At 45.6% G+C, this 19,801-nt stretch carries 21 protein-coding genes; 15 read left to right on the forward strand and 6 right to left on the reverse strand.

Annotated elements, in window-relative coordinates:
- Positions 1-117: 117 nt before the first annotated feature.
- The 5 genes from E2R66_RS10545 to E2R66_RS10565 all read right to left on the reverse strand — a co-directional run bounded on the left by E2R66_RS10545 (position 118) and on the right by E2R66_RS10565 (position 5,404).
- Positions 118-999 (reverse strand): alpha/beta hydrolase, encoded by an 882-nt coding sequence (locus E2R66_RS10545; protein ID WP_133229069.1) that lies wholly within the window; start codon positions 997-999, stop codon positions 118-120.
- A gap of 217 nt (positions 1,000-1,216) precedes the next feature.
- Positions 1,217-2,212, reverse strand: a complete 996-nt coding sequence (locus E2R66_RS10550; protein WP_133229067.1) for an MBL fold metallo-hydrolase — start codon at positions 2,210-2,212, stop codon at positions 1,217-1,219.
- 60 nt (positions 2,213-2,272) lie between these two features.
- The gene (locus E2R66_RS10555) at positions 2,273-3,103 is read right to left on the reverse strand and encodes an alpha/beta hydrolase family protein (protein ID WP_133229065.1); all 831 of its coding nucleotides are present in this window, start codon (positions 3,101-3,103) and stop codon (positions 2,273-2,275) included.
- Positions 3,104-3,375: 272 nt separating this feature from the next.
- Entirely contained in the window at positions 3,376-4,902 is a 1,527-nt protein-coding gene (locus E2R66_RS10560; RefSeq protein ID WP_133229063.1) for a carbon-nitrogen hydrolase family protein, read from the reverse strand.
- 115 nt (positions 4,903-5,017) lie between these two features.
- Positions 5,018-5,404 (reverse strand): DoxX family protein, encoded by a 387-nt coding sequence (locus E2R66_RS10565; RefSeq protein ID WP_240049281.1) that lies wholly within the window; start codon positions 5,402-5,404, stop codon positions 5,018-5,020.
- Between the two features lie 154 nt (positions 5,405-5,558).
- Here E2R66_RS10565 and hemA point away from each other — a divergent pair, with 154 nt between their 5' ends.
- The 14 genes from hemA (at position 5,559) to E2R66_RS10635 (ending at position 18,084) form a co-directional block, all read left to right on the forward strand.
- Positions 5,559-6,785, forward strand: a complete 1,227-nt coding sequence (hemA, locus tag E2R66_RS10570; RefSeq protein WP_133229061.1) for a glutamyl-tRNA reductase — start codon at positions 5,559-5,561, stop codon at positions 6,783-6,785.
- A gap of 52 nt (positions 6,786-6,837) precedes the next feature.
- Positions 6,838-7,311: a hypothetical protein gene (locus tag E2R66_RS10575; RefSeq protein WP_133229059.1), complete on the forward strand. Its 474-nt coding sequence runs from the start codon at positions 6,838-6,840 to the stop codon at positions 7,309-7,311.
- A 108-nt stretch (positions 7,312-7,419) separates the two neighbouring features.
- Positions 7,420-8,298 carry a hypothetical protein gene (locus tag E2R66_RS10580; protein ID WP_133229057.1) on the forward strand — a complete coding sequence of 293 codons (879 nt, stop codon included), beginning with the start codon at positions 7,420-7,422 and terminating at the stop codon, positions 8,296-8,298.
- Complete coding sequence (locus E2R66_RS10585; RefSeq protein ID WP_133229055.1) at positions 8,288-8,677, forward strand: hypothetical protein; 390 nt, start codon at positions 8,288-8,290, stop codon at positions 8,675-8,677. The genes E2R66_RS10580 and E2R66_RS10585 overlap by 11 nt, the downstream gene beginning before the upstream one ends.
- 136 nt (positions 8,678-8,813) lie before the next feature.
- Positions 8,814-10,388 carry a hydroxymethylbilane synthase gene (hemC, locus tag E2R66_RS10590; protein WP_133229053.1) on the forward strand — a complete coding sequence of 525 codons (1,575 nt, stop codon included), beginning with the start codon at positions 8,814-8,816 and terminating at the stop codon, positions 10,386-10,388.
- A gap of 96 nt (positions 10,389-10,484) precedes the next feature.
- Complete coding sequence (gene hemB, locus E2R66_RS10595) at positions 10,485-11,456, forward strand: porphobilinogen synthase (RefSeq protein ID WP_133229051.1); 972 nt, start codon at positions 10,485-10,487, stop codon at positions 11,454-11,456.
- A 264-nt stretch (positions 11,457-11,720) separates the two neighbouring features.
- Entirely contained in the window at positions 11,721-13,058 is a 1,338-nt protein-coding gene (gene hemL, locus E2R66_RS10600; RefSeq protein WP_133229049.1) for a glutamate-1-semialdehyde 2,1-aminomutase, read from the forward strand.
- A 74-nt stretch (positions 13,059-13,132) separates the two neighbouring features.
- Positions 13,133-14,002 carry a sensor histidine kinase gene (locus tag E2R66_RS10605; protein WP_133229047.1) on the forward strand — a complete coding sequence of 290 codons (870 nt, stop codon included), beginning with the start codon at positions 13,133-13,135 and terminating at the stop codon, positions 14,000-14,002.
- An 18-nt stretch (positions 14,003-14,020) separates the two neighbouring features.
- Positions 14,021-14,725, forward strand: coding sequence for a response regulator transcription factor (locus tag E2R66_RS10610; RefSeq protein ID WP_133229332.1), 705 nt, complete (start codon positions 14,021-14,023; stop codon positions 14,723-14,725).
- Positions 14,726-14,728: 3 nt separating this feature from the next.
- Positions 14,729-15,250, forward strand: coding sequence for a tetratricopeptide repeat protein (locus E2R66_RS10615; RefSeq protein WP_133229045.1), 522 nt, complete (start codon positions 14,729-14,731; stop codon positions 15,248-15,250).
- A gap of 240 nt (positions 15,251-15,490) precedes the next feature.
- Positions 15,491-16,516 carry a uroporphyrinogen decarboxylase gene (gene hemE / locus E2R66_RS10620; protein ID WP_133229043.1) on the forward strand — a complete coding sequence of 342 codons (1,026 nt, stop codon included), beginning with the start codon at positions 15,491-15,493 and terminating at the stop codon, positions 16,514-16,516.
- An 11-nt stretch (positions 16,517-16,527) separates the two neighbouring features.
- Positions 16,528-17,082 (forward strand): protoporphyrinogen oxidase HemJ, encoded by a 555-nt coding sequence (gene hemJ, locus E2R66_RS10625; RefSeq protein WP_192901961.1) that lies wholly within the window; start codon positions 16,528-16,530, stop codon positions 17,080-17,082.
- A gap of 93 nt (positions 17,083-17,175) precedes the next feature.
- Positions 17,176-17,487: an antibiotic biosynthesis monooxygenase family protein gene (locus E2R66_RS10630; RefSeq protein ID WP_133229041.1), complete on the forward strand. Its 312-nt coding sequence runs from the start codon at positions 17,176-17,178 to the stop codon at positions 17,485-17,487.
- Positions 17,488-17,661: 174 nt separating this feature from the next.
- Positions 17,662-18,084 (forward strand): response regulator, encoded by a 423-nt coding sequence (locus E2R66_RS10635; RefSeq protein WP_133229039.1) that lies wholly within the window; start codon positions 17,662-17,664, stop codon positions 18,082-18,084.
- On the opposite strand, the gene E2R66_RS10640 is transcribed toward E2R66_RS10635, so the two are convergent.
- On the reverse strand, positions 18,068-18,841 hold the full coding sequence (locus E2R66_RS10640; RefSeq protein WP_133229037.1) for an MBL fold metallo-hydrolase: 774 nt from the start codon (positions 18,839-18,841) through the stop codon (positions 18,068-18,070). The genes E2R66_RS10635 and E2R66_RS10640 overlap by 17 nt on opposite strands.
- Before the next feature lie 456 nt (positions 18,842-19,297).
- Between E2R66_RS10640 and E2R66_RS10645 the strand changes: the two genes are divergently transcribed.
- Positions 19,298-19,702, forward strand: coding sequence for a BlaI/MecI/CopY family transcriptional regulator (locus tag E2R66_RS10645; RefSeq protein WP_240049282.1), 405 nt, complete (start codon positions 19,298-19,300; stop codon positions 19,700-19,702).
- Positions 19,703-19,801 lie beyond the last annotated feature (99 nt).

Genomic DNA, 19,801 nt, shown 5'->3' on the forward strand with positions numbered 1-19,801 from the left:
AGGGGCGCGGCATCCTCATCTTACCTCATCGGCAAAGGTACCGAGCAAGCTATCGTATTTGCAGATTCCCAACCTTTCAACTTTCTAACCTTAAAACCTTCCAACTCATCCTTCCCCTTAATGCGTCACCTTCTTCAAATCCTTTTTAGGCTGCAATATGTGGCTGTCTTCCAGCCAGTCGGCTAACCTGTCGGGCCAGTGGTTGATGGATTTTTGCTTGCGGTTGGTACCCATGTTAAAGGCGTGGTCGCCCTGGGCGTACATATGCAGTTCTACGGGTACTTTGGCTTCGCGGTAGAGTTGCAGCAACTGGATAAGCGGTAGCGAGCAGCAGGCATCATCGTTGGCGGCCACCAGGAAGGCAGGTGGGGCATCGGGTGCAATAGTTGCCGGCACATAAGAAGGCCCGGGGTACACCTGCACAATAAAGTTGGGTTTGGCGTTTGCGCGGTCTATCGGGTCGGGGGCATTAGGGTCGCCATCGTATCCGCCGAAAGCAATCATATCCACCACTTCGCCGCCGGCAGAGAATCCCATGAGGCCGATGCGGTTAGGGTCGATGCCGAACTCGGCAGCACGGCTGCGTACCAGGCGCATGGCCCGGTAACCATCCTGCTTGGCATGCACATCAATTTTATAGGGCGAAAGCGTATCGCGGCCCAGGCGGTATTTTAAAATAAAAACGGTGATGCCCAGGCTATTGTAGAATTTGGCCGGTGCCACGCCTTCAGAATTGTAAACCAGCAGGCGATGGCCGCCGCCGGGGCAAACCACTACAGCGGCTCCATTGGCGGTACCGGCAGGCGGGGCGTAAACCGTAAGCGAGGGGTTGTGGATGTTCTTTACCCAATAATCCTTAGCCTGCTCCGGCTCGTTGCGGCGGCTCTCGAAACCCGGCGCGCCTTTTTCCCAAAGGGGTATAACCGTTTGTGCCGATGCACCCAATGCGCAAAAAAAGAGCAATATCGCGAAAATTTGGCAGCGGACAATTTCTCTCATAAAAACAACTGAAGTATTGATGAATAAGCAAGACCTACGTCACGTTGAACTTGTTTCAACACCCCATCATAAAAGTGGCCACAATGCAAGGTCGCTTTGCACGGCGGTTACTCAACAGGAGTCCTTCGGATCCGCCGTGTGGGGTGCCGAAATGAATTGACATGACGTCTTTTTGTTTAGCTAAATATCTGTTTTATAAATGAGTAAAGCAATTTCTCTAACTCATAAACTTTTTCCACCAGTTGCTTACCAAAGGCTCATCGGCCTCGATAGGTTTTCCCGGCTCGGGTAGGAGCAGTTTGATGTTTTTATCTTTGGCATACTGCACCAGCCGTTCGGCAGGCTCGTACCAGGCGTGTGGTGCAAGGTTGAAGGTGCCCCAGTGGATGCCCATCATGATATCGCCTTTCAAATCCAGGTGGGCGTTGGAGGCGTTATCCGGTCCCATATGTATATCGGCCCAGTATTGCCCGTAGGCACCAATCTCCAGCATGGTCAGGTCGAAAGGGCCAAAGGTTTCGCCAATCAATTTGAAATCGGGAGAGTAACCCGAATCGGCGCCGAAGTAGATATTATTGACAGGGCCTTTGATCACAAAAGATGACCACAGCGTTTCATCGCGGTGGGTAATACCCCTGCCCGAGAAATGCCTGGCGGGTGCAGCAGTTATAGTGCAGTCGCCAATCATCACGCCATCGCCCCAATCTACCTCGTGGATGAGTGCCCTGCCTATACCCCAGCTGATGAGGTATTGTGCTACGCCTAACGAACAGATGAAGGGTACCTGCTTATCTGCAAAAAACTTAATGGTGGCTTTATCCAGGTGGTCGTAATGGTCGTGTGAGGAGATGATCACATCTATCTTAGGCAAATCGGCCAGAGCTATGGGTGGCTGGTAAAACCTTTTTGGCCCAAATGCTTGCGAGAACGATACGCGCTGGCTCCAAACCGGGTCGGTAAGGATGCGGATGCCGTCAATCTCTATAATAAGGCTGGAGTGCCCCACCCAGGTTACGCGCAGGCCGCTTTTGGGCGGCGTATCATAAACCGATACATCAGTACTAAATGGGCCTAAGGTCTTCTTCGGCGTGTTCTCTGCCGTGTTGTTCATATATTCCCGCAGAATAGGTGTCATTTTGCCAAAGCCCGCCGATTCGGTAGGGGTGGTATTGATGAACTTGCTTCCTTTTTTGCGGGATCCGGATATACTCATAAGTACAGCTATTTTGATGCAATAACGTAAAAAACTACCTTATTGATTGTAATAACTGACCTATTGTTTCAAGAATTCAATACAAACGTTACAAAATTGCAATAATGTGGCAGGTAGTTCCGCTTGCAGGTAGGGGTGGGTAGCGTTGAATACATGGTCGGCCCCTTTTATAACCGCCAGTTGTGCCGCGGGTTGGGCGGCATGCAGTTCCTGGGCATGGCTGAGCGGTACGCTGGTATCTTCATCGCCATGTACAATGAGCCAGGGTTGTTTTATAGCCGCAGCTTTTAGCGGTATATCAAGTCTTTCGGGGTTCTTCTCCAGATCATTCAGCAGACTTACTTTATAAGGCATGTTTTGCTTTGTGCGCGAGTTGACGATATACATTACGCCCTGCAGTTTCCATTGTGCTTCGGCCTGTTTGGGCCATAGGTTGTAGAAGCTGGAGATGGCCGCCATGGTAACCAGTTTGGTGATGCGCTTATCCTCGGCAGTTTTTACGATACTGATGCCGCCGCCGAGGCTATGACCAATGAGGTAAACCTCGCGCACAGCGGGTACATAGGAGCCGCCGCAGGCGAAATCGATCACGGCGTTAAGGTCGTCTAGCTCTATGCTGAAGGTGTTATCGCTAAAGGCAATTAGGTCGGCAAAATCGGTTGGCTTATCCAACGTGGTGCCGTTATGCGAAAAGTTAAACTTGAGGTAACGGAAGCCGTTTTGGGCAAAATGCTGCGCCACCAGGTTGTGTGCGCCCCAGTCTTTAAATCCGCGTATGCCGTGGGCAAATATCACCAGCGGCGCTTTGGGGTTGGCATCATCAAAAGTAATATCGGCCAGCATACCCCTGCCTTTGGCACCGGGGATGGTGTAATAATTTTTGCGGATCATGAGCGCAATTTAGTAATGATGCCGCAATGAAAGGATGGGGATGGAAAAGATTTATTCTGCGCCCATCCGTTCCATGAATGGAAGTTGAATAGAAATCAGAATCTCACCTTCATTGCCGTCGGTTTCCAACCGACGGAAGACAGCTGTTTTACACCTTCTTGCTGTTTATACCGTTCCATGAATGGAACGGCGATGAAGGTGGATTGGCGCCCGATGTTGAATACAAATCAGCATCCCACCTTCATTGCTGTCGGTTGGAAACCGACGGAAGCTTACACCTTCTTCCCGTTAAACATAATACTGTACAAATCCGTACGGCGGTCCTTCAAATTTTGAACGCTGCCATACTCGTGCAGTTCGTTCAAAACGGAAAGGTCAACATCGGCAATTACAATCATTTCGGTGTTGGGCGTAGCTTCTGATTGGATGCCATTGGTGGGGAAACCAAAATCGGAAGGCGTAAACACCGCCGACTGTGCATAGGATATCCCCATGTTATTTACATTGGGCAGGTTGCCCACGCAACCGGCTATAGCCACGTAGCATTCGTTCTCTACCGCGCGGGCCTGGGCGCAAAACTTAACCCGGTTGTAGCCATTTTGCGTATCTGTAAGGAAGGGCACAAAGAGTATTTGCATATCCTGGCTGGCCAAAATGCGCGATAACTCAGGGAACTCCACATCGTAACAGATCAGGATCCCTATCTTGCCGGCATCGGTATCAAAGGCTATCACCTCATCGCCGCCGCGCATGCCCCATGAGTTTATTTCTGCCGGGGTAGGGTGTATTTTGGTAGTCTCTTCCATACTGCCGTTGCGGCGGAACAGGTATGATACGTTGTAAAGCGAATCTTCCTCTATCTTAGGCATGCTGCCGGCAATAATGTTTACGTTGTACGATACCGCCAGTTTGCTGAAAGCTTCTACAATAGGCTGCGTGTACTGGGCCAGCTCGCGCATGGCCCGGGCAGAATCGAGGTGGTTGTACTCGGCCATCAACGGGGTGTTGAACAACTCAGGGAACAAGATAAAATCGCTTTGGTAATCGCTCACGGCATCTACAAAATATTCGGCGTGCTTTAACAACTCGCTAATGTTATTGTAAGGGCGCATTTGCCATTGCACCAAACCAATGCGCACAACGGTTTTATTGTTAATGGCGGTGGTTGGCTCTTCAAAATAAACATTGTTCCACTCTATCAGCGTAGCGAAACCTTTTGAGCGGCTATCCTCGGGCAGGTAGTTGCGCAATATCTTGCGCACGTGGAAATCGTTGGCCAGCTGAAACGATAGGGTAGGGTCGTATATTTCTTTGTACTTAACCTTGTCTATATATTGCTTAGGCGTAAGGTCGTTCTGGAATTTTTGGTAGTTGGGAATGCGGCCGCCGGCTATGATGCTTTTGAGGTTGAGGTTTTCGCAAAGTTGCTTGCGGGCATCATATAAACGGCGGGCCAGGCGCAGGCCACGGTATTTGGGGTGCACAAAGATGTCGATGCCGTAAAGTACGTCGCCTTTATCGGTATGCGTTTTAAAGCTGCTGTCGCCGGTGATTTGTTTGTAAGTATGGGTATCACCAAATTTGCTGTAATCAACCATAATGGATAGCGCGCAACCAACCACTACATCATTTACGGTAACGCAAATTTGCCCTTCGGGGAAAAGTTTTATCAGTTTTTTTATCGATGCGGCATCCCAGTAATCCTCGTCCATATCCATGTACGCCGATTTCATCGATTTCTTCAGTTCCTGGTAATCCTGTACATCCAGGTTACGAAGTTCAATACTTTGCAGATCCATATGTTTTGGGTAACGGTGTTTGTTTGTAATTGTTTGTGTTTTGTGAGTAGTTGATTAAGTGAGTGGTGAGTGGTTTCGAGCTTGTGCAACTATTCTCTAATCAACTATTCACCGCTCACCTGCGATGCCACCACGCCCACAATATAAGCAACGGCTGCAATACTACCAACCTTATCCAGGCAACCAAAGGGGATATAGCTAACGTACCCAATATAAAAGGCGCATCAATAACCATCTGGATATGTACCGGTAAAAAGGCAAGCAACATTAACATAATGCCATAAACCGCTAAACGCCTTGTTTTTGGCAATAGCAACAACAAGGCGAATAAAATTTCAGCAATACCGGCTAAAATATTTAATGCTACGGGATAAGGGAGGTACTTCGGAATTAAACGGTAATACGATGATGGGTTGTAAAAGTGGTTGGCCCCGGCTAATAAATAGAATATGACCAAAATCACTAAGCTTATTTTTTTAATATTTGTAATTTTTACCGCCATAATATTATTAAAAACGAAATTATTGTAAAATGAGATTGCTTATATTGTAAAATTCATTTTATTTATAAGCATTCTAAATACCTCTGTTTGACAAAGCCTTGACATTGCATCCTACACAGTATGCTATTTTTGTTGGGTCAAATTTAAAACTGCTTTGAAGTATCTAAAGGTAATAGCTTTTACGCATAAACAAATTGAGTTGAAGGAATTGGGGAAGTTGGTTATATGCCAGGAGAACCTTACCGACAAGCTTCATGAAGTTAAAGTTCGTTTTGGCATAAACGAAATTTTTTACCTGGCTACTTGTAACCGTGTAGAGTTTGTATTATCAACCCCGCAAAAGGTAGATAGGGATTTTGCTCAGGAGTTTATAGATGCGCTGGGCATTGGCCTTTGTACCAATGCGATGGATACTTTTTTAGATGCCGCCTCTATTTACGAGGACCACGCTGCAATGGAGCACCTGTTGCGCACCTCTTGTTCGCTGGAGAGTTTGGTGGTTGGCGAGAAAGAGATACTTGCGCAACTGCGCAAAGCATACGATAGTGGCCGTGAGGCCGGCCTCACCGGCGATAAACTGCGCGTGATAATGGATTGCGTAGTAAAAACCGCCAAGGAGGTTTATACCTACACCAATATTTCTAAAAACCCAATTTCGGTTGTATCCCTGGCTTATCGTAAACTTAAAGATTTGAAGCTTTGCGCTAACGCACGTGTACTCATCATTGGTGCAGGCGAAACCAACCGCAACATTTCTAAATACCTGCAGAAACATAAGTTTAGTAATTTTTCGGTTTTTAACCGAACGCTATCCAAAGCGCAGCAATTGGCCAATGACCTGGGCGGCGATGCTTATGAATTGGAGGACTTGAAAACTTATAAAAAAGGTTTCGACGCTATTATAACCTGTACCTCGGCAGTAGAGCCCATTATTACTACAGAAATTTACGCTTCGTTGCTGAATGGCGATACTGATAGGAAAACCATTGTAGATTTGGCCATCCCGAACGATACTGCTGCAGAAGTTTTAGAGCAATACGATGTGAACTTTATAGAAGTACACTCTCTTAACGAGGTTGCCAAAAAGAACCTGCAGGAGCGTTACCATGAACTTTCACATGCCGAAGCCATCATTGAGCAAAACATCAATGAGTTTTTGGTGATGCTGAAGCAGCGCCGCATAGAATTGGCCATGCGCCAGGTGCCCGAGAAGATAAAAGAGATACGCCACAACGCCGTTAATACCGTATTTGCCGAAGAGGTGCAAAGCCTTGATAAAGAATCGCGCGAGATACTGGAAAAGGTGATGAACTATATGGAGAAGAAATATATCAGCGTGCCTATGATAATGGCAAAGGATATATTGATTAACAGTAATTAATTCAAACGCTACCTATCTTTTTAAAATTTGTTAGCTTTATTCTCATAAAGCTATGCATCTTTTTACCCCTAAAATTATTGTATGTAACCCTGTTCCGCAGGAAACAAGGATAATCTATTCTAAAGACGATGCCCTTGTTAAGGCCATTGGTTTATTTATCTTTTTAAGCTTCGGCATACCTTTCCTCTACATACGCTCGTATTGGTTTGGGCTGCCGTTTTGTTTGTTTGCTGCTTACCATCTTTACCTAAAAGGGAAGATCTGTTTGAATGATAGCCCGCAAATAGTAATTAACTTAGAAGGGATGCGAGCCAATAATGCGCCATTTTATGAATGGGAAGAAATCCATGATGTAAGAATATCGGGAGAGTTATTGGGGAGAGGCGCACGGCCATGTTTAGAATACAAATACCCTGGCGGTAAAGTTAAACTTAGGGTGGAACATTTAAACATCAGTCCTTTAGATCTTAGTATCTTGCTGGCTTATTATCAAAAACCGTGGGAGTTTAAAGGTAATAGTAAATAATTCTTGTTTGCCGGGCTACCGCGAGTGATGCTGCGCTAAACTCGCGGTAACCCTACTCAATAAATTCCAAACATTCCTATATTTAAGGGCATCAAAAACCTTATCCCCATGTTCGAAACCGTATCCGTTGGTGAAGCCTTAGCCCGCGGCAAGCGAATGGTTACCTACCCGGTATATTTTATTCAATTAGTACCTCCCGCTATTACTATCTGGTTGTTTATACAGTTCCAATTTAACGGCTGGTTAACTACAGGCATTGTGGTGTTAAGCTTTATTGCCGCCTGGTTATACTGGAGTGTTGCCATACCTAAATGGCGACTATGGGCATTTGCCAATGTGCGCAACGTACACCAACTTAAAAGCAGAGCAATAAAAGAAAAGTTAATATGGCCGGATGGTAGCATTTTCAATAAAACGGAAATTTGGTCGGCCAGTCGAAAGCTGCAATGGGCTTCGTTACAGCATAAGTTTGATAAAGAGGATGTGTTGGAGAACCAAAATGTTTTTGACATTGACTTATTAGTGCCTCCGCAAATAGAGATATATTACGCTAAAACCAAAGCGTTTGGCAACATAGTGGTTGGTGCAGGGTTGGTTGCGGCAGGTATTTTTCTGTACGGTACAGATGATTTAACCTGGCTGGCATGGTCATTTATTGTTGTTGGTTTGGGGTTGGCCGTAATGGCTATCCGGCATTTGAGCAACCGTACGCCGCAGTTAACATTAAGCAACGATGGTGTTAAATTGGCCAATAATCAATTTTATTATTGGGTAGATATTGCAGGCGAAAACACCAAATTGGCGCCTCGCGGTTTGGGCGATACCGCGTACTTCTATTTTTCTTCCCCCGATGGATACAAAGAAATAGACATTTCCGAATTGGATATTAAGCCGGGCAAATTGATGGGTTTTCTACATACCTATCGCGCCCGCTGCAATAAAAGATATATCGGCAAAACCAGGTTTAACACGGCTAATGATGTTTAAACAAAAACGCAAACTGCTAGTTATAGCAGTATATGTACTTATAATGATAGGCTTTGCCCTTTATTGGGGTAATAATTTTTCAAAATTCGTCCACTACAAAGGTGGCGCAGAAGAAGCGGCTGTTAAATTCTCTGTATTATTGTCATACCTCTTTTTTACAGTGTTGGTTTTTAATGATGTTAAATTTAAAGGCTGGTTGATTTTGCTATTGCCCTTAGCACTAATGCTTTTAAGTTTTTTTTCCGCAATTGCACTATTATTTATTCTCGGACTGGGCGGAACACCCCGGCAGCTTATTTGGATATACTTAGTACCGTACATCATATTTGCTGTTTTGGCTACACTTATGGCGATGAAAAACAAAAAAGCCATAGCCTAATTGCCGGCAGCACCCGCCTTTTTGCTTTTACCTTTAGCCTTTTACCTCTATTAGGTCATATTGTTGCAATTCGTGCAACTGTTGTTCCTTATCATCCCCATAAAAAATTAAATTTGCAGCTAAATAATTTACCCCTTTGGACAGAAAAATAATTATAGGAACGCGTGGCAGCGAATTAGCTTTATGGCAGGCCAATTTTGTGAAAGATAGCCTGGAAGCGATACACATATCCGCCGAACTTAAGATTATCAAAACTCAGGGCGACCGCATCCTTAACCTCAGCTTCGATAAGCTGGAAGGTAAGGGTTTCTTTACCAAAGAACTGGAAGAAGAATTGCTGGCTGGTACCATTGATATTGCCGTGCATTCGCACAAAGACTTGCCTACCGAAAATCCTCCGGGCCTCATCATTGCCGCAGTTTCTGAAAGGGAAGACCCAGCCGAATTGCTGCTGGTTTTAAAAGACTGCACCGATGTTCGCCAAAAACTATCTGTAAAGTTTGGCGGCTTGGTAGGTACATCATCTAACCGCCGCAAAGCGCAATTGCTGGCCGTGCGCCCCGATCTGGAGATAAAAGAACTGCGTGGTAACGTGCCCACCCGTATAGGCAAACTGCGCGACGAAAAATACGATGCCATTATGCTGGCCAAAGCCGGTGTGAAGCGTTTGGGTATTGATCTCAGTGAATTTCATGTAGAAGAACTTGGGCCAACCGAATTTATACCTGCGCCTGCGCAAGGCGTAATGGCCATACAGATACGCGAACGCGACCATATATTATACGAAGCCTTGCAGGATCTTAACCACCCTGATGTAGCGGCAGAGCTTTCTGTTGAGCGTAATACTTTAAAGCTGTTTGGCGGTGGCTGCCACTTGCCACTTGGTGTTTACTGCCGTAAGGAGAACGATAAATTCCAGGTTTTTACCAGCAAGGCCGAGGATGGCGAAAGCTTCCCCGACAGGCTATTTATAGAAACCGATACGCTTGAAGGCCTTCCTGAACTGATCGTAGCAAAATTTGCTAAAGACAGGCAGTTTCCGTCGAAAGTATTCATTTCACGCGATATTTCTGCCGGCAGTTACTTCCGCAAGGCATTAGAAAAAAATAAAATAGAGATAGAGGCCCGTTCGTTGATACGCACGGTGCGTACCATCAATAAATTCGATAGTTATATCCTTAAAAATATCGATTGGGTGTTCTTTAGCAGTAAAAACGCGGTAGAATACTTTTTTCAACTGGAGCCTCAATTCCCCAAAGGTGTGAAGTTTGGGGTGATGGGTACCGGCTCGGAAGATATGCTGCGCAAGAACGGCCACTTTGCCGATTTTGTAGGCGAAAGCACCGATACAGCCGATGTAGCTTCCGATTTTGCGGCCATAGCCAACGGCACGGCCATACTGTTCCCCGGCGCAGATAGCCCCATGAGGAGTATACAGCAGGGCTTATCGGCAGAAACAAAAATTATCGACCTGCCCGTTTACGAAACTGTACAGGAAGAAAACGTAGAACCGACAGGTGCCGATATACTGGTATTTACCAGCCCAAGCAATGTGGAAGCCTATTTTGTAGACAACCTGCTGCAGCCGCAACAAAAAGTAATAGCCATTGGCAAATCTACCGGCAAAAAATTTGAAGAAATGGGCGTAAGTTACAAGCTGCCTTTCTCTCCTGATGAAATAGGCCTGGCAGAAGCGGTGTTTGGCATATAAGAAAAGTCAATAGTCGATGGTCGATAGTCCATAGACGAAGAGAATATGTTTTGAAGCTGACTATGGACTATCGACCATGGTCTATGGACTGAATTTATGTTACAACGACCAAGAAGAAACCGGAAGAGTGAAGTGATCCGCCAGATGGTGCAGGAAACACATGTTAGTGCAGCTAACCTGATATTCCCGCTGTTTATTGTGGATGGGGAGAATCAGAAGACGGAAGTGGCATCTATGCCCGGTATTTTTCGTTATTCGATAGATAATTTGCTGCGCGAGGTGGACAGCTGCCTCAATTTGGGCCTGAAATCATTCGACCTGTTCCCCAATATACACGACGACTTTAAAGACAAATACGCCACCGAAAGCTACCGCGAGGAGAGTCTTTACCTGCGTGCCATCCGTGCCGTAAAAAAGGAGTTCCCCGAAGCTTGCGTAGTAACCGATGTGGCGATGGACCCTTACAGCAGCGACGGCCACGATGGTATTGTAGAGAACGGCGAGATACTGAACGACGAAACGCTGGAAGTTTTAGGCAAAATGGCCCTGGCACACGCCCGCAGCGGTGCAGATATTATTGCCCCAAGCGATATGATGGACGGCCGTGTAGGCTACATCCGTAAAACGTTGGATGATGCGGGCTTTAGCCATGTATCTATCATGTCGTATTCGGCAAAATATGCCAGTGCTTTTTATGGTCCCTTTAGGGATGCCTTAAATTCGGCACCAAAATTCGGCGATAAAAAAACCTACCAGATGAACCCCGCCAACCAGCGCGAAGCGTTGATAGAAGCCAACCTGGACGAGTTGGAAGGCGCCGATTTTCTGATGGTAAAACCCGCCCTGGCCTACCTGGACGTTATAAAACTAATAAAAGACAACACCGAATTACCGGTTGCTGCCTACAACGTAAGCGGCGAATATGCCATGATAAAAGCAGCAGTACAAAACGGCTGGCTTAACGAACAACGCGCCACTATGGAGGTGCTTACCAGCATCCGCCGGGCGGGCGCAACAGCGATACTAACCTATCACGCTAAAGAAGTGTTGTTGAATAAGTGGTTGTAACAAAATTTGTCATTGCGAGGAGCGATAGCGACGTGGCAACCTCAGCATAAGGTGCACTATGCAATTCCGCCCTGCTAATGAGATTGCCGCGCCGCACGAGTCCAGCGCACGCCCCTGGCTCGCAATGACAAGGGGGGAATGAAACTACAACCACCGCGTCATTGCGAGGAACGAAGCAATCTCTAAGCTAAGGATTATCGCTTTGCAAATCGGGAGATTGCTTCGTGCCTCGCAATTACGGATTGAAATAGAATAAAGAAAAACATGCAAATACCTGATATCAGCAGAGCTAAATCTGCAGCACTGTACGAGAAAGCAAAAACCTATTTCCCGGGTGGGGTTAACTCGCCTGTGCGGGCATTTAAATCTGTATACGGTACCCCGCTTTTTATCGAAAAAGGCGATGGCAGCCACATATGGGATGCCGATGGTAATGAGTTTATTGATTTTTGCTGCTCATGGGGGCCGCTGATTTTGGGTCATAACCATGCATCGGTACGCAATAAGGTGATGGAAGTGATGCAGAAGGGTATGTCCTTTGGCGCACCAACAGCTTTGGAGAACGAACTGGCCGAGCTTATCCTCAGCAATAATAAATATATCCAAAAAATACGTTTCGTAAGCTCGGGTACCGAAGCGGTGATGTCGGCCATCAGGCTGGCGAGAGGTTACACCAAGCGCGATAAGATATTAAAATTTGAGGGCTGCTACCATGGCCATACCGATGCGTTACTGGTAAAAGCAGGCTCCGGATTAGTAACCTTTGGCGAAACTTCATCTGCCGGCGTGCCCAAAGCCTTTGCCGATGAAACCATCGTGGTGGCATTGAACGATCAGGATGCGGTGTTGAAGGCTTTCGAAGAGTTTAAGGATCAGATAGCGGTTGTTATCATAGAACCAATCCCGGCCAACAATGGCCTATTGCTGCAAAACAAAGCATATTTGGAGTTCCTGAGGGAAACCTGTACCCAAAACGGTGCCTTGCTGCTGTTTGATGAAGTAATCTCCGGTTTCCGGGTAGGTTTTGAAGGTGCTGCTGGTTACTATGGTATTCAGCCGGATATCCTCACTTATGGCAAAATTATTGGCGGTGGCCTACCTGTTGGTGCTTACGGGGCATCGGCAGAAGTAATGGATCATGTATCGCCGGTGGGTTCGGTTTACCAGGCAGGTACGTTATCAGGCAATCCGGTGGCCATGGCTGCGGGTATTGCGCAACTAAGTGAATTGCTGCAGCCCGGTTTTTACGAGGAGCTGCATGCAAAGACTGCTGATTTTGTAAAGTCGTTAGAAGACTTTATTGCCGAATGCGGATACGAACTAAAGATATTTACCATCGGGTCCATCTTCTGGTTCGCATTTACGGATAAGGAAAGCATCCGCACTGCCGAAGATATAGACCCGGCAAGTATGCTGAAATTCAAGGCCATGCACCGCGAACTCATCAATCGTGGCGTTTATTTAGGTCCATCCGGCTACGAAGTAGGCTTTATATCATCGGCTCACACATTAGCCGATTTGGAAACCACAAAAACCGCTATCTTTGATAGCCTTGATATTGTGTTCAGCCCCACCCAACCCTCCCCGGAAGGGAGGGCCTAATGTCGGCTAATCAATTTATAAACAATAAAAAATAAAAAAGTCTCCCCTACCGGGGGAGATTTAGAGGGGGCTACATGAAGAGATCGCTTGTTATATTTTATGCCATTATCACTTACGCTCTTGCGGAACTGATGTGGTGGGGGTACATGCTGGTGAGCTTGCAGCCCCGTCGTTTCGCCATGATCATGGGCGAAGGGTCTATGTTCATCATCGTGTTTTTATTGGGCGCGTACCATATGCAAACATCTGTAAGAAAAGAACGTAAGCTGATGGAGCAAAAGAGGAATTTTTTACTCTCGGTAACGCACGAACTGAAATCGCCGCTTGCATCTATCAAAATATTGCTCCAAACCATCCAGAAGCGCGATTTGAGCAAGGCCCAGATACTTGATTTTATTGATAAATCATTGCTCGATGTAGAACGGTTGGACGATATGGTAGAGAACATGCTGCTGGCCGCAAAAATTGAAAACAGTTCATACACTTTTCCTAAAGCACAATTTAACCTTTCGGTATTGGTGGATAGCATTGTAAACCGCCTGCAGATAACCAAGTGCGATTGCAACCAGCAGATTATCAACGCCGAAATAGAACCCAAAATTGAGATAACCGGCGATAAATTCGCGCTCACATCGGTAGTGACCAACCTGGTAGAGAATGCCGTAAAATATTCTAAGCCTTGTATGGCCGTGGATGTGAAGCTGTTTCAGAAAGATGGCAAAGTGTTTTTCCAGGTGGCCGATCACGGGATCGGAATATCTGACAGTGAAAAAACACGTATTTTTGACAAATTTTACCGTGTTGGCAGTGAAGATACCCGAAATACCAAGGGAACCGGCCTTGGCTTGTATATTGTAAAGGAAGTGCTAGACAAACACCAGGCCAGCATCAGGGTGAAAGATAACCGCCCCGCCGGTAGTGTGTTTGAAGTTGTATTTGCATAAACGTAAATTAATAGTATGATACCTGCTAAAAAAAGAATATTACTGGCCGAAGACGAAGAACATTTGTTGGAAGCCATCAAATTAAACCTGGAGCTGGAAGGTTATAAAGTTTCTACAGCAAATAATGGTAAAAAAGCCCTCCAGATATTTAAAGAGGAACGCTTTAACCTGGTAATATTGGATGTGATGATGCCCGAGATTGACGGCTTTGTGGTTGCAGAAACCATCAGGTTGGAGAACTCCGAGGTGCCTATCATGTTCCTTACTGCTAAAAACACCAACGAAGATAAGATATCGGGCCTTAAAAAAGGTGCGGACGATTACCTTACCAAGCCTTTCAACCTGGAAGAGCTTATCCTTAGGGTAAACAACCTGGTAAAACGCAGTCTTAAAGGCGATGACCTGAAAGAGTTTAACAGCTATAAGATTGGCGAGAAAACCATTCACTTCAACTCTTTTGAGCTGGTGAACGGTGATGAGAGCATTACGCCGCTCACCAAAAAGGAGACCATGCTGTTGAAGCTGCTGATAGAACGCCGCAACGAGGCCGTATCGCGCGAGCAGATACTGGAAACCGTTTGGAACTACGATGTGTACCCATCAACCCGCACCATCGATAACTTTATCCTCACTTTCCGCAAGTATTTTGAGCCGGATCCTAAAAACCCGGTTTATTTCCATTCAATACGCGGCGTGGGGTATAAGTTTACAGATCAGCATTAATACATGTTCACGGTACGGGCACGCATATTAGTCACCGGTCTTTTTGTGGTACTGCTTACGGTAGTATTATATATGCACATCTACACTTTGGCGGCGGTGTGCGTTATGTTCATTGTATTGCTGGTATGGGGCTACTTTAAGCAGGGGCCCATTGTATTGGCGGCAAAGCATTTCCATAACAAAGATTACCGCGGTGCAGAGCGCCTGCTGAATGAGGTGAGCAGGCCCGAGTGGCTAAGTAAGCGCAGACGTGGCTTCTACGAGTTTATATACGGCGGCATATGCCTGCAAAAAAAAGACTATGAAGGGGCAGAGCAGCATTATGAAATTGCTGCCCGATACCCCCTGCGCAGCGCGAATGATCACGTGGCTGCACTGGTACATGTTGCCAATATAAATGTACGCAACGGCAACTACGAGAAGGCACGCGCCTACCTGCAGCTTGCCGAAAAGCATAGAGATAATATTACTGCCAAAATGAAAGACGTGATAGATCGCGTGGAGCAGGAACTTAGTAAACATTAAAAGACAGAGGCAAGAGCTTAAGATACAAGAAACAAGAGTTAAGATAAAAGAGTTTTTCTTTCATATTACAGTCCTGATTCCTGCATCTTGAATTCTTGCTTTTCAAAAAAACGCTGTAGAGACGCGATACTTCGCGTCTTATGTAAGCAGAGCAAATACAAAATGACCGTAGAGACGCGATACTTCGCGCCTTTTACAAGCAAAGGAGACACAAAGTATTGTGTCTCTACAAAAGAACATATGAAAGACTCGTTATTTATAAAAGCCGCATTTTCACAGGAAACAGAACGCCCGCCGGTGTGGATGATGCGCCAGGCAGGCCGTTTTATGCCCGAGTACTGGGAAATTAAAAACAAGTACTCTTTTCTGGAGATGTGCAAAACGCCGGAAATTGCTGCTGATGTTACTATGCTGCCGGTAGATTTGCTGGGTATTGATGCCGCTATCCTTTTCTCGGATATATTGGTAACAGGCGAAGCCATGGGCGGCGATTTAAGCTTTACCCAGGGTGTAGGCCCCAAGTTTGCCAACCCGGTGCGCACCCAGGCTGATATTGATAACCTGCAAACCAACGTAGGTGATAAGCTGCAATACGTGGCCGATGCGATAAAAGTGATACAGCAACGTCTTAATGGCAAGATACCTTTGATTGGTTTTGCGGGCGCACCTTTTACGGTGATGAGCTATCTGGTAGAAGGCGGATCCTCAAAAGATTTCAAGCTGACCAAGCTGATGCTGCATAACCATCCGGAGATGGCGCATCAACTGTTATCGAAAATTGCAACAGTTACGGCGGATTACCTTAACCTGCAGATTGCAGCCGGCGTAAACGCGGTACAGATATTTGACAGTTGGGCACAGGCCTTATCGTGGGATGATTATACCGAGTTTTCGCATCGCTACATCGTCGAGATCATTAGCAAGCTAAACCGTAAGGATATCCCGGTAATATCGTTCTGCAAAGGCAGCTCGGTTTTTGCGCCACTAATGGCAGAGGCAAAGCCCGATGTGATTTCCATTGATTGGAACGTAGATCTGTTGGATATTAAGAACCGCTTGCCGCAAGGCATCGCCCTGCAAGGCAATCTCGATCCACATATTTTATATGCCGATAAAAAGGTGATCAAGGAACGCATCCACCGACTGTTCGACCGCATGAAAGGCCAAAACGGCTTCATTTTCAACCTGGGCCACGGCATTATGCCGGATATCCCGTTTGATAATGTAAAATACGCAGTGGAGTTGATAAAAGCATACAAATATTAAATCTGTTAAAATTGAGAAGCTTCCTTTCAGAATACTTGCTTTACATCAAATCCCTTCATATCATATTTGTGGTATGTTGGATGGCTGCATTGTTTTACATCGTCAGGCTCTTCATTTATCATACAGAAGCACAGCAGAAACCCCAGCCAGACCGTTCTATACTTTCAGGTCAGTTTGAAATTATGGAACGTCGTCTGTGGTATGTTATAGGTGTGCCATCTATGGTCATAACCTTTATTGCCGGCGGTGCCATGCTTTATATACTGCCTGGTTACCTCAACGCAGGGTGGATGCATTTAAAGCTTTTATTTGTAACGGGCCTTTTGGTTTATCACTTTGTTTGCCAGTATAAAATGAAGCAAATGGCGGCAGGCATTTATAAGTGGACCTCTACGCAACTGCGGCTGTGGAACGAACTGGCTACCATTTTACTCTTCGCAATTGTATTTTTAGTGGTGGTACGTAGCGCCATAAACTGGATTTTTGGCGTTATCGGCATCATCCTGTTCAGTCTCATTATCATGTCGGCTGTGAAGATTTACAAATACTTCAGGGAAAAAAAATAAAGGCCGCAAGCAAGTATGGATGTAGCCCCATCGCTTGCATTTGTGTTCAATTTGCCTAAATTTGAATATCAACCTTGCAAAACAACCCTTCTTATGATATCCCAAACCCCGCAAGCGCCTTATTACGCCGTTATCTTTACCTCTATCCGTACGGCAGGCGACGATGGTTACGGAGATATGGCCGCAGAAATGGGCAAGTTGGCGGCAGGGCAGGAGGGGTACCTGGGCGTAGAATCGGCCCGTAACGAAATTGGCATTACGGTGTCTTATTGGACAAGCCTGGAAGCCATAAAAAACTGGAAAGCTGTGAGCCGGCACCGGTTGGCGCAGCAATACGGGCAGCAGAAATGGTACCAAAGCTACAAAGTGCGGATATGTTTGGTTGAGCGCGATTACGAGTTTTGACGGCTTACACACCTTTTGTTTTACATAACCGTATTGTTACACTACAGGCAAAACAAAATGTGGCCTGTAGGCAAGTTTTACTTACTTTGCAGTCATTAATTCGATTGCTTTTTTTTAATTAACAACGGTTAGGAGTATAACCTTTTTAATTTTGTTTCCGTATAAAGATTATATATGAGCCCTAATAACACCAAAACCGTTAGCGTCTTATTAGTTGATGATGATGAAATCAATAACTTCATTTCTATCAAACTAATAAAGAAAGCTTTAACTAATACAGACATCATGGCATGTCTGAATGGGAGGTTTGCGATCGATCAGCTCGTAGAGATACAGCGCAAAGATCCCAGCCAACTGCCTGATTATATCCTGCTGGATATCAACATGCCGATTATGAACGGCTGGGAGTTTTTAGACGAATACAAGCGCATCAACCTTGATCCACTGGGCAAGAGTAAGATTTTTATTATTTCTTCATCCGTTTTCAGCAACGATATCAACAAGGCGCGTTCGTACCCGCTGGTGAAAGATTTTATCTCCAAACCACTCAACGTAGATAAAATAAAAGAACTTTTCGGCGTTACAGAAGGGGCGTAACCGCAAACTGCTCGTCCTGGTAACTTACCGTGCCAATGGCATTTGCCCTTGCATGGTAAAACAAACAGGTATAACCTTCTGCCGCTGCTTTTTTGCCGTATTGTATGCGCAATTCTGCAGAGCGGTGGCCATCATAATCATATTTCGCAACGAATTTCCTGATCAGCTGTTCCGGCTCGGGTAGTTCATCTCCTCCAAAAAACACTTTGCAGCCTTCTAAATTAAACCATAGCACCTGGTGGTATTTGCTGTGGCCAGCGCTCAACTCGTAAGTGATGCCCGGCCTGAATTCGCCTTCACTATCTACCAGCGTCATTTTTACTTTACCGGCAAGCGCCTCGAATATTTCTTTGTGATACGATGAAGATGCGCCCGTTAAAGCGTATTCCCATTCCTGTTTGTTGATCATATGCTCCGCATCCGGAAAGCTTGGCTCCAGCTTGCCGTTGCGCTCTACCACCAACCCGCCCGAGTGGTCGTAATGTAGGTGGCTCATCAGTACGAGTGTAACCTCTTCCGGATCGAAACCGGCGTTGCGGATGTGTTGGTGCAGCAACAGTTCGTCGCGGGTATCCTTGTAACCAAGACCGGCATCAAGTAGGATTAAATCCGTTTGAGTTTTGATGAGGAAAGGGTTCACGTGGATAAACAATGAGCCGGGGCGGTCCTTACGGTTGTCGGTCTCCGGGTTAAAAGGGATAAACTTTTTAGTACTGTCTACCGAATACGAGCCCTCGCCCAATGCAAATATTTCCATAGTGTTGCAAATATACGGGCCAGGCGGGTTTTTTGCAGTTTGGCTGGAATAAATGACAATGAACTGTAACGAAGTGGTCTTGTTAAGTGTCTTTTGTGTTGGCGATGTTTTGACGCAGCGGAAGCAGAGTAGGCACACAGAGTGCAGAGGGAAAGTTTGATTTTAAGTAAACACGAATTTTCACGGATTGAATCGAATTACACGAATTTTAGAAATTGATTTAAGGTGTTGATTTATAAAAATTAGGCCTGATTCGTGCCAGTCAGTTACTTCAATTACAAATAGCAGGAGTTTAAATACGAATTTTCACCAATTGATTTAAAGTGCTAATTAGTGAAAATTAACCCTAATTCATGAAATTCGTGTTCACTCAAATCGCCAATAGATAAGCTAGTTAGTTAAAATTTGTTAAATAATTTACGAAACTCTTGCATATACGAAAACTATCGTACTTCTTTGTACGAAGGAATTCGTAATAAGGATAAAATGGAACTGAAACCAACAGAAAGCGAGCTGGAAATTTTACAGGTTATTTGGAAAAAGGGCGAATGCACAGTACGCGACGTGCACGAGGAACTTGCCAAGAACAAAGAATCGGGTTATACCACCACCCTCAAGCTGATGCAGATAATGCACGAAAAAGGTTTGGTTGAACGCAATACCGATGCTAAAACCCACCTGTACAAAGCATTGATAACACGTGGCGAGGCGCAGCAGGGCGCGTTGGATAAGATCATATCTACCGTGTTCAAAGGCTCTACCAGCGATTTGGTTATACAAGCGCTGGGCCAGCACCGCGCCTCTAAGGACGAGATAGATGCTATCAAGAACTTTTTAGACCAGTTTGAGGGGGAAAAGTAGAAGCGAGAATCAAGCGTTAAGAATCAAGAAGAAGGAAAACGTTTGCACGGGGATTTGACTCTTTGATTTTCTTACCTGCCTCTTCAACATTTAGGATTT

Origin of the sequence: Mucilaginibacter psychrotolerans, assembly GCF_004519315.1 — a bacterium.
In the GTDB taxonomy this organism is placed as follows: domain Bacteria; phylum Bacteroidota; class Bacteroidia; order Sphingobacteriales; family Sphingobacteriaceae; genus Mucilaginibacter; species Mucilaginibacter psychrotolerans.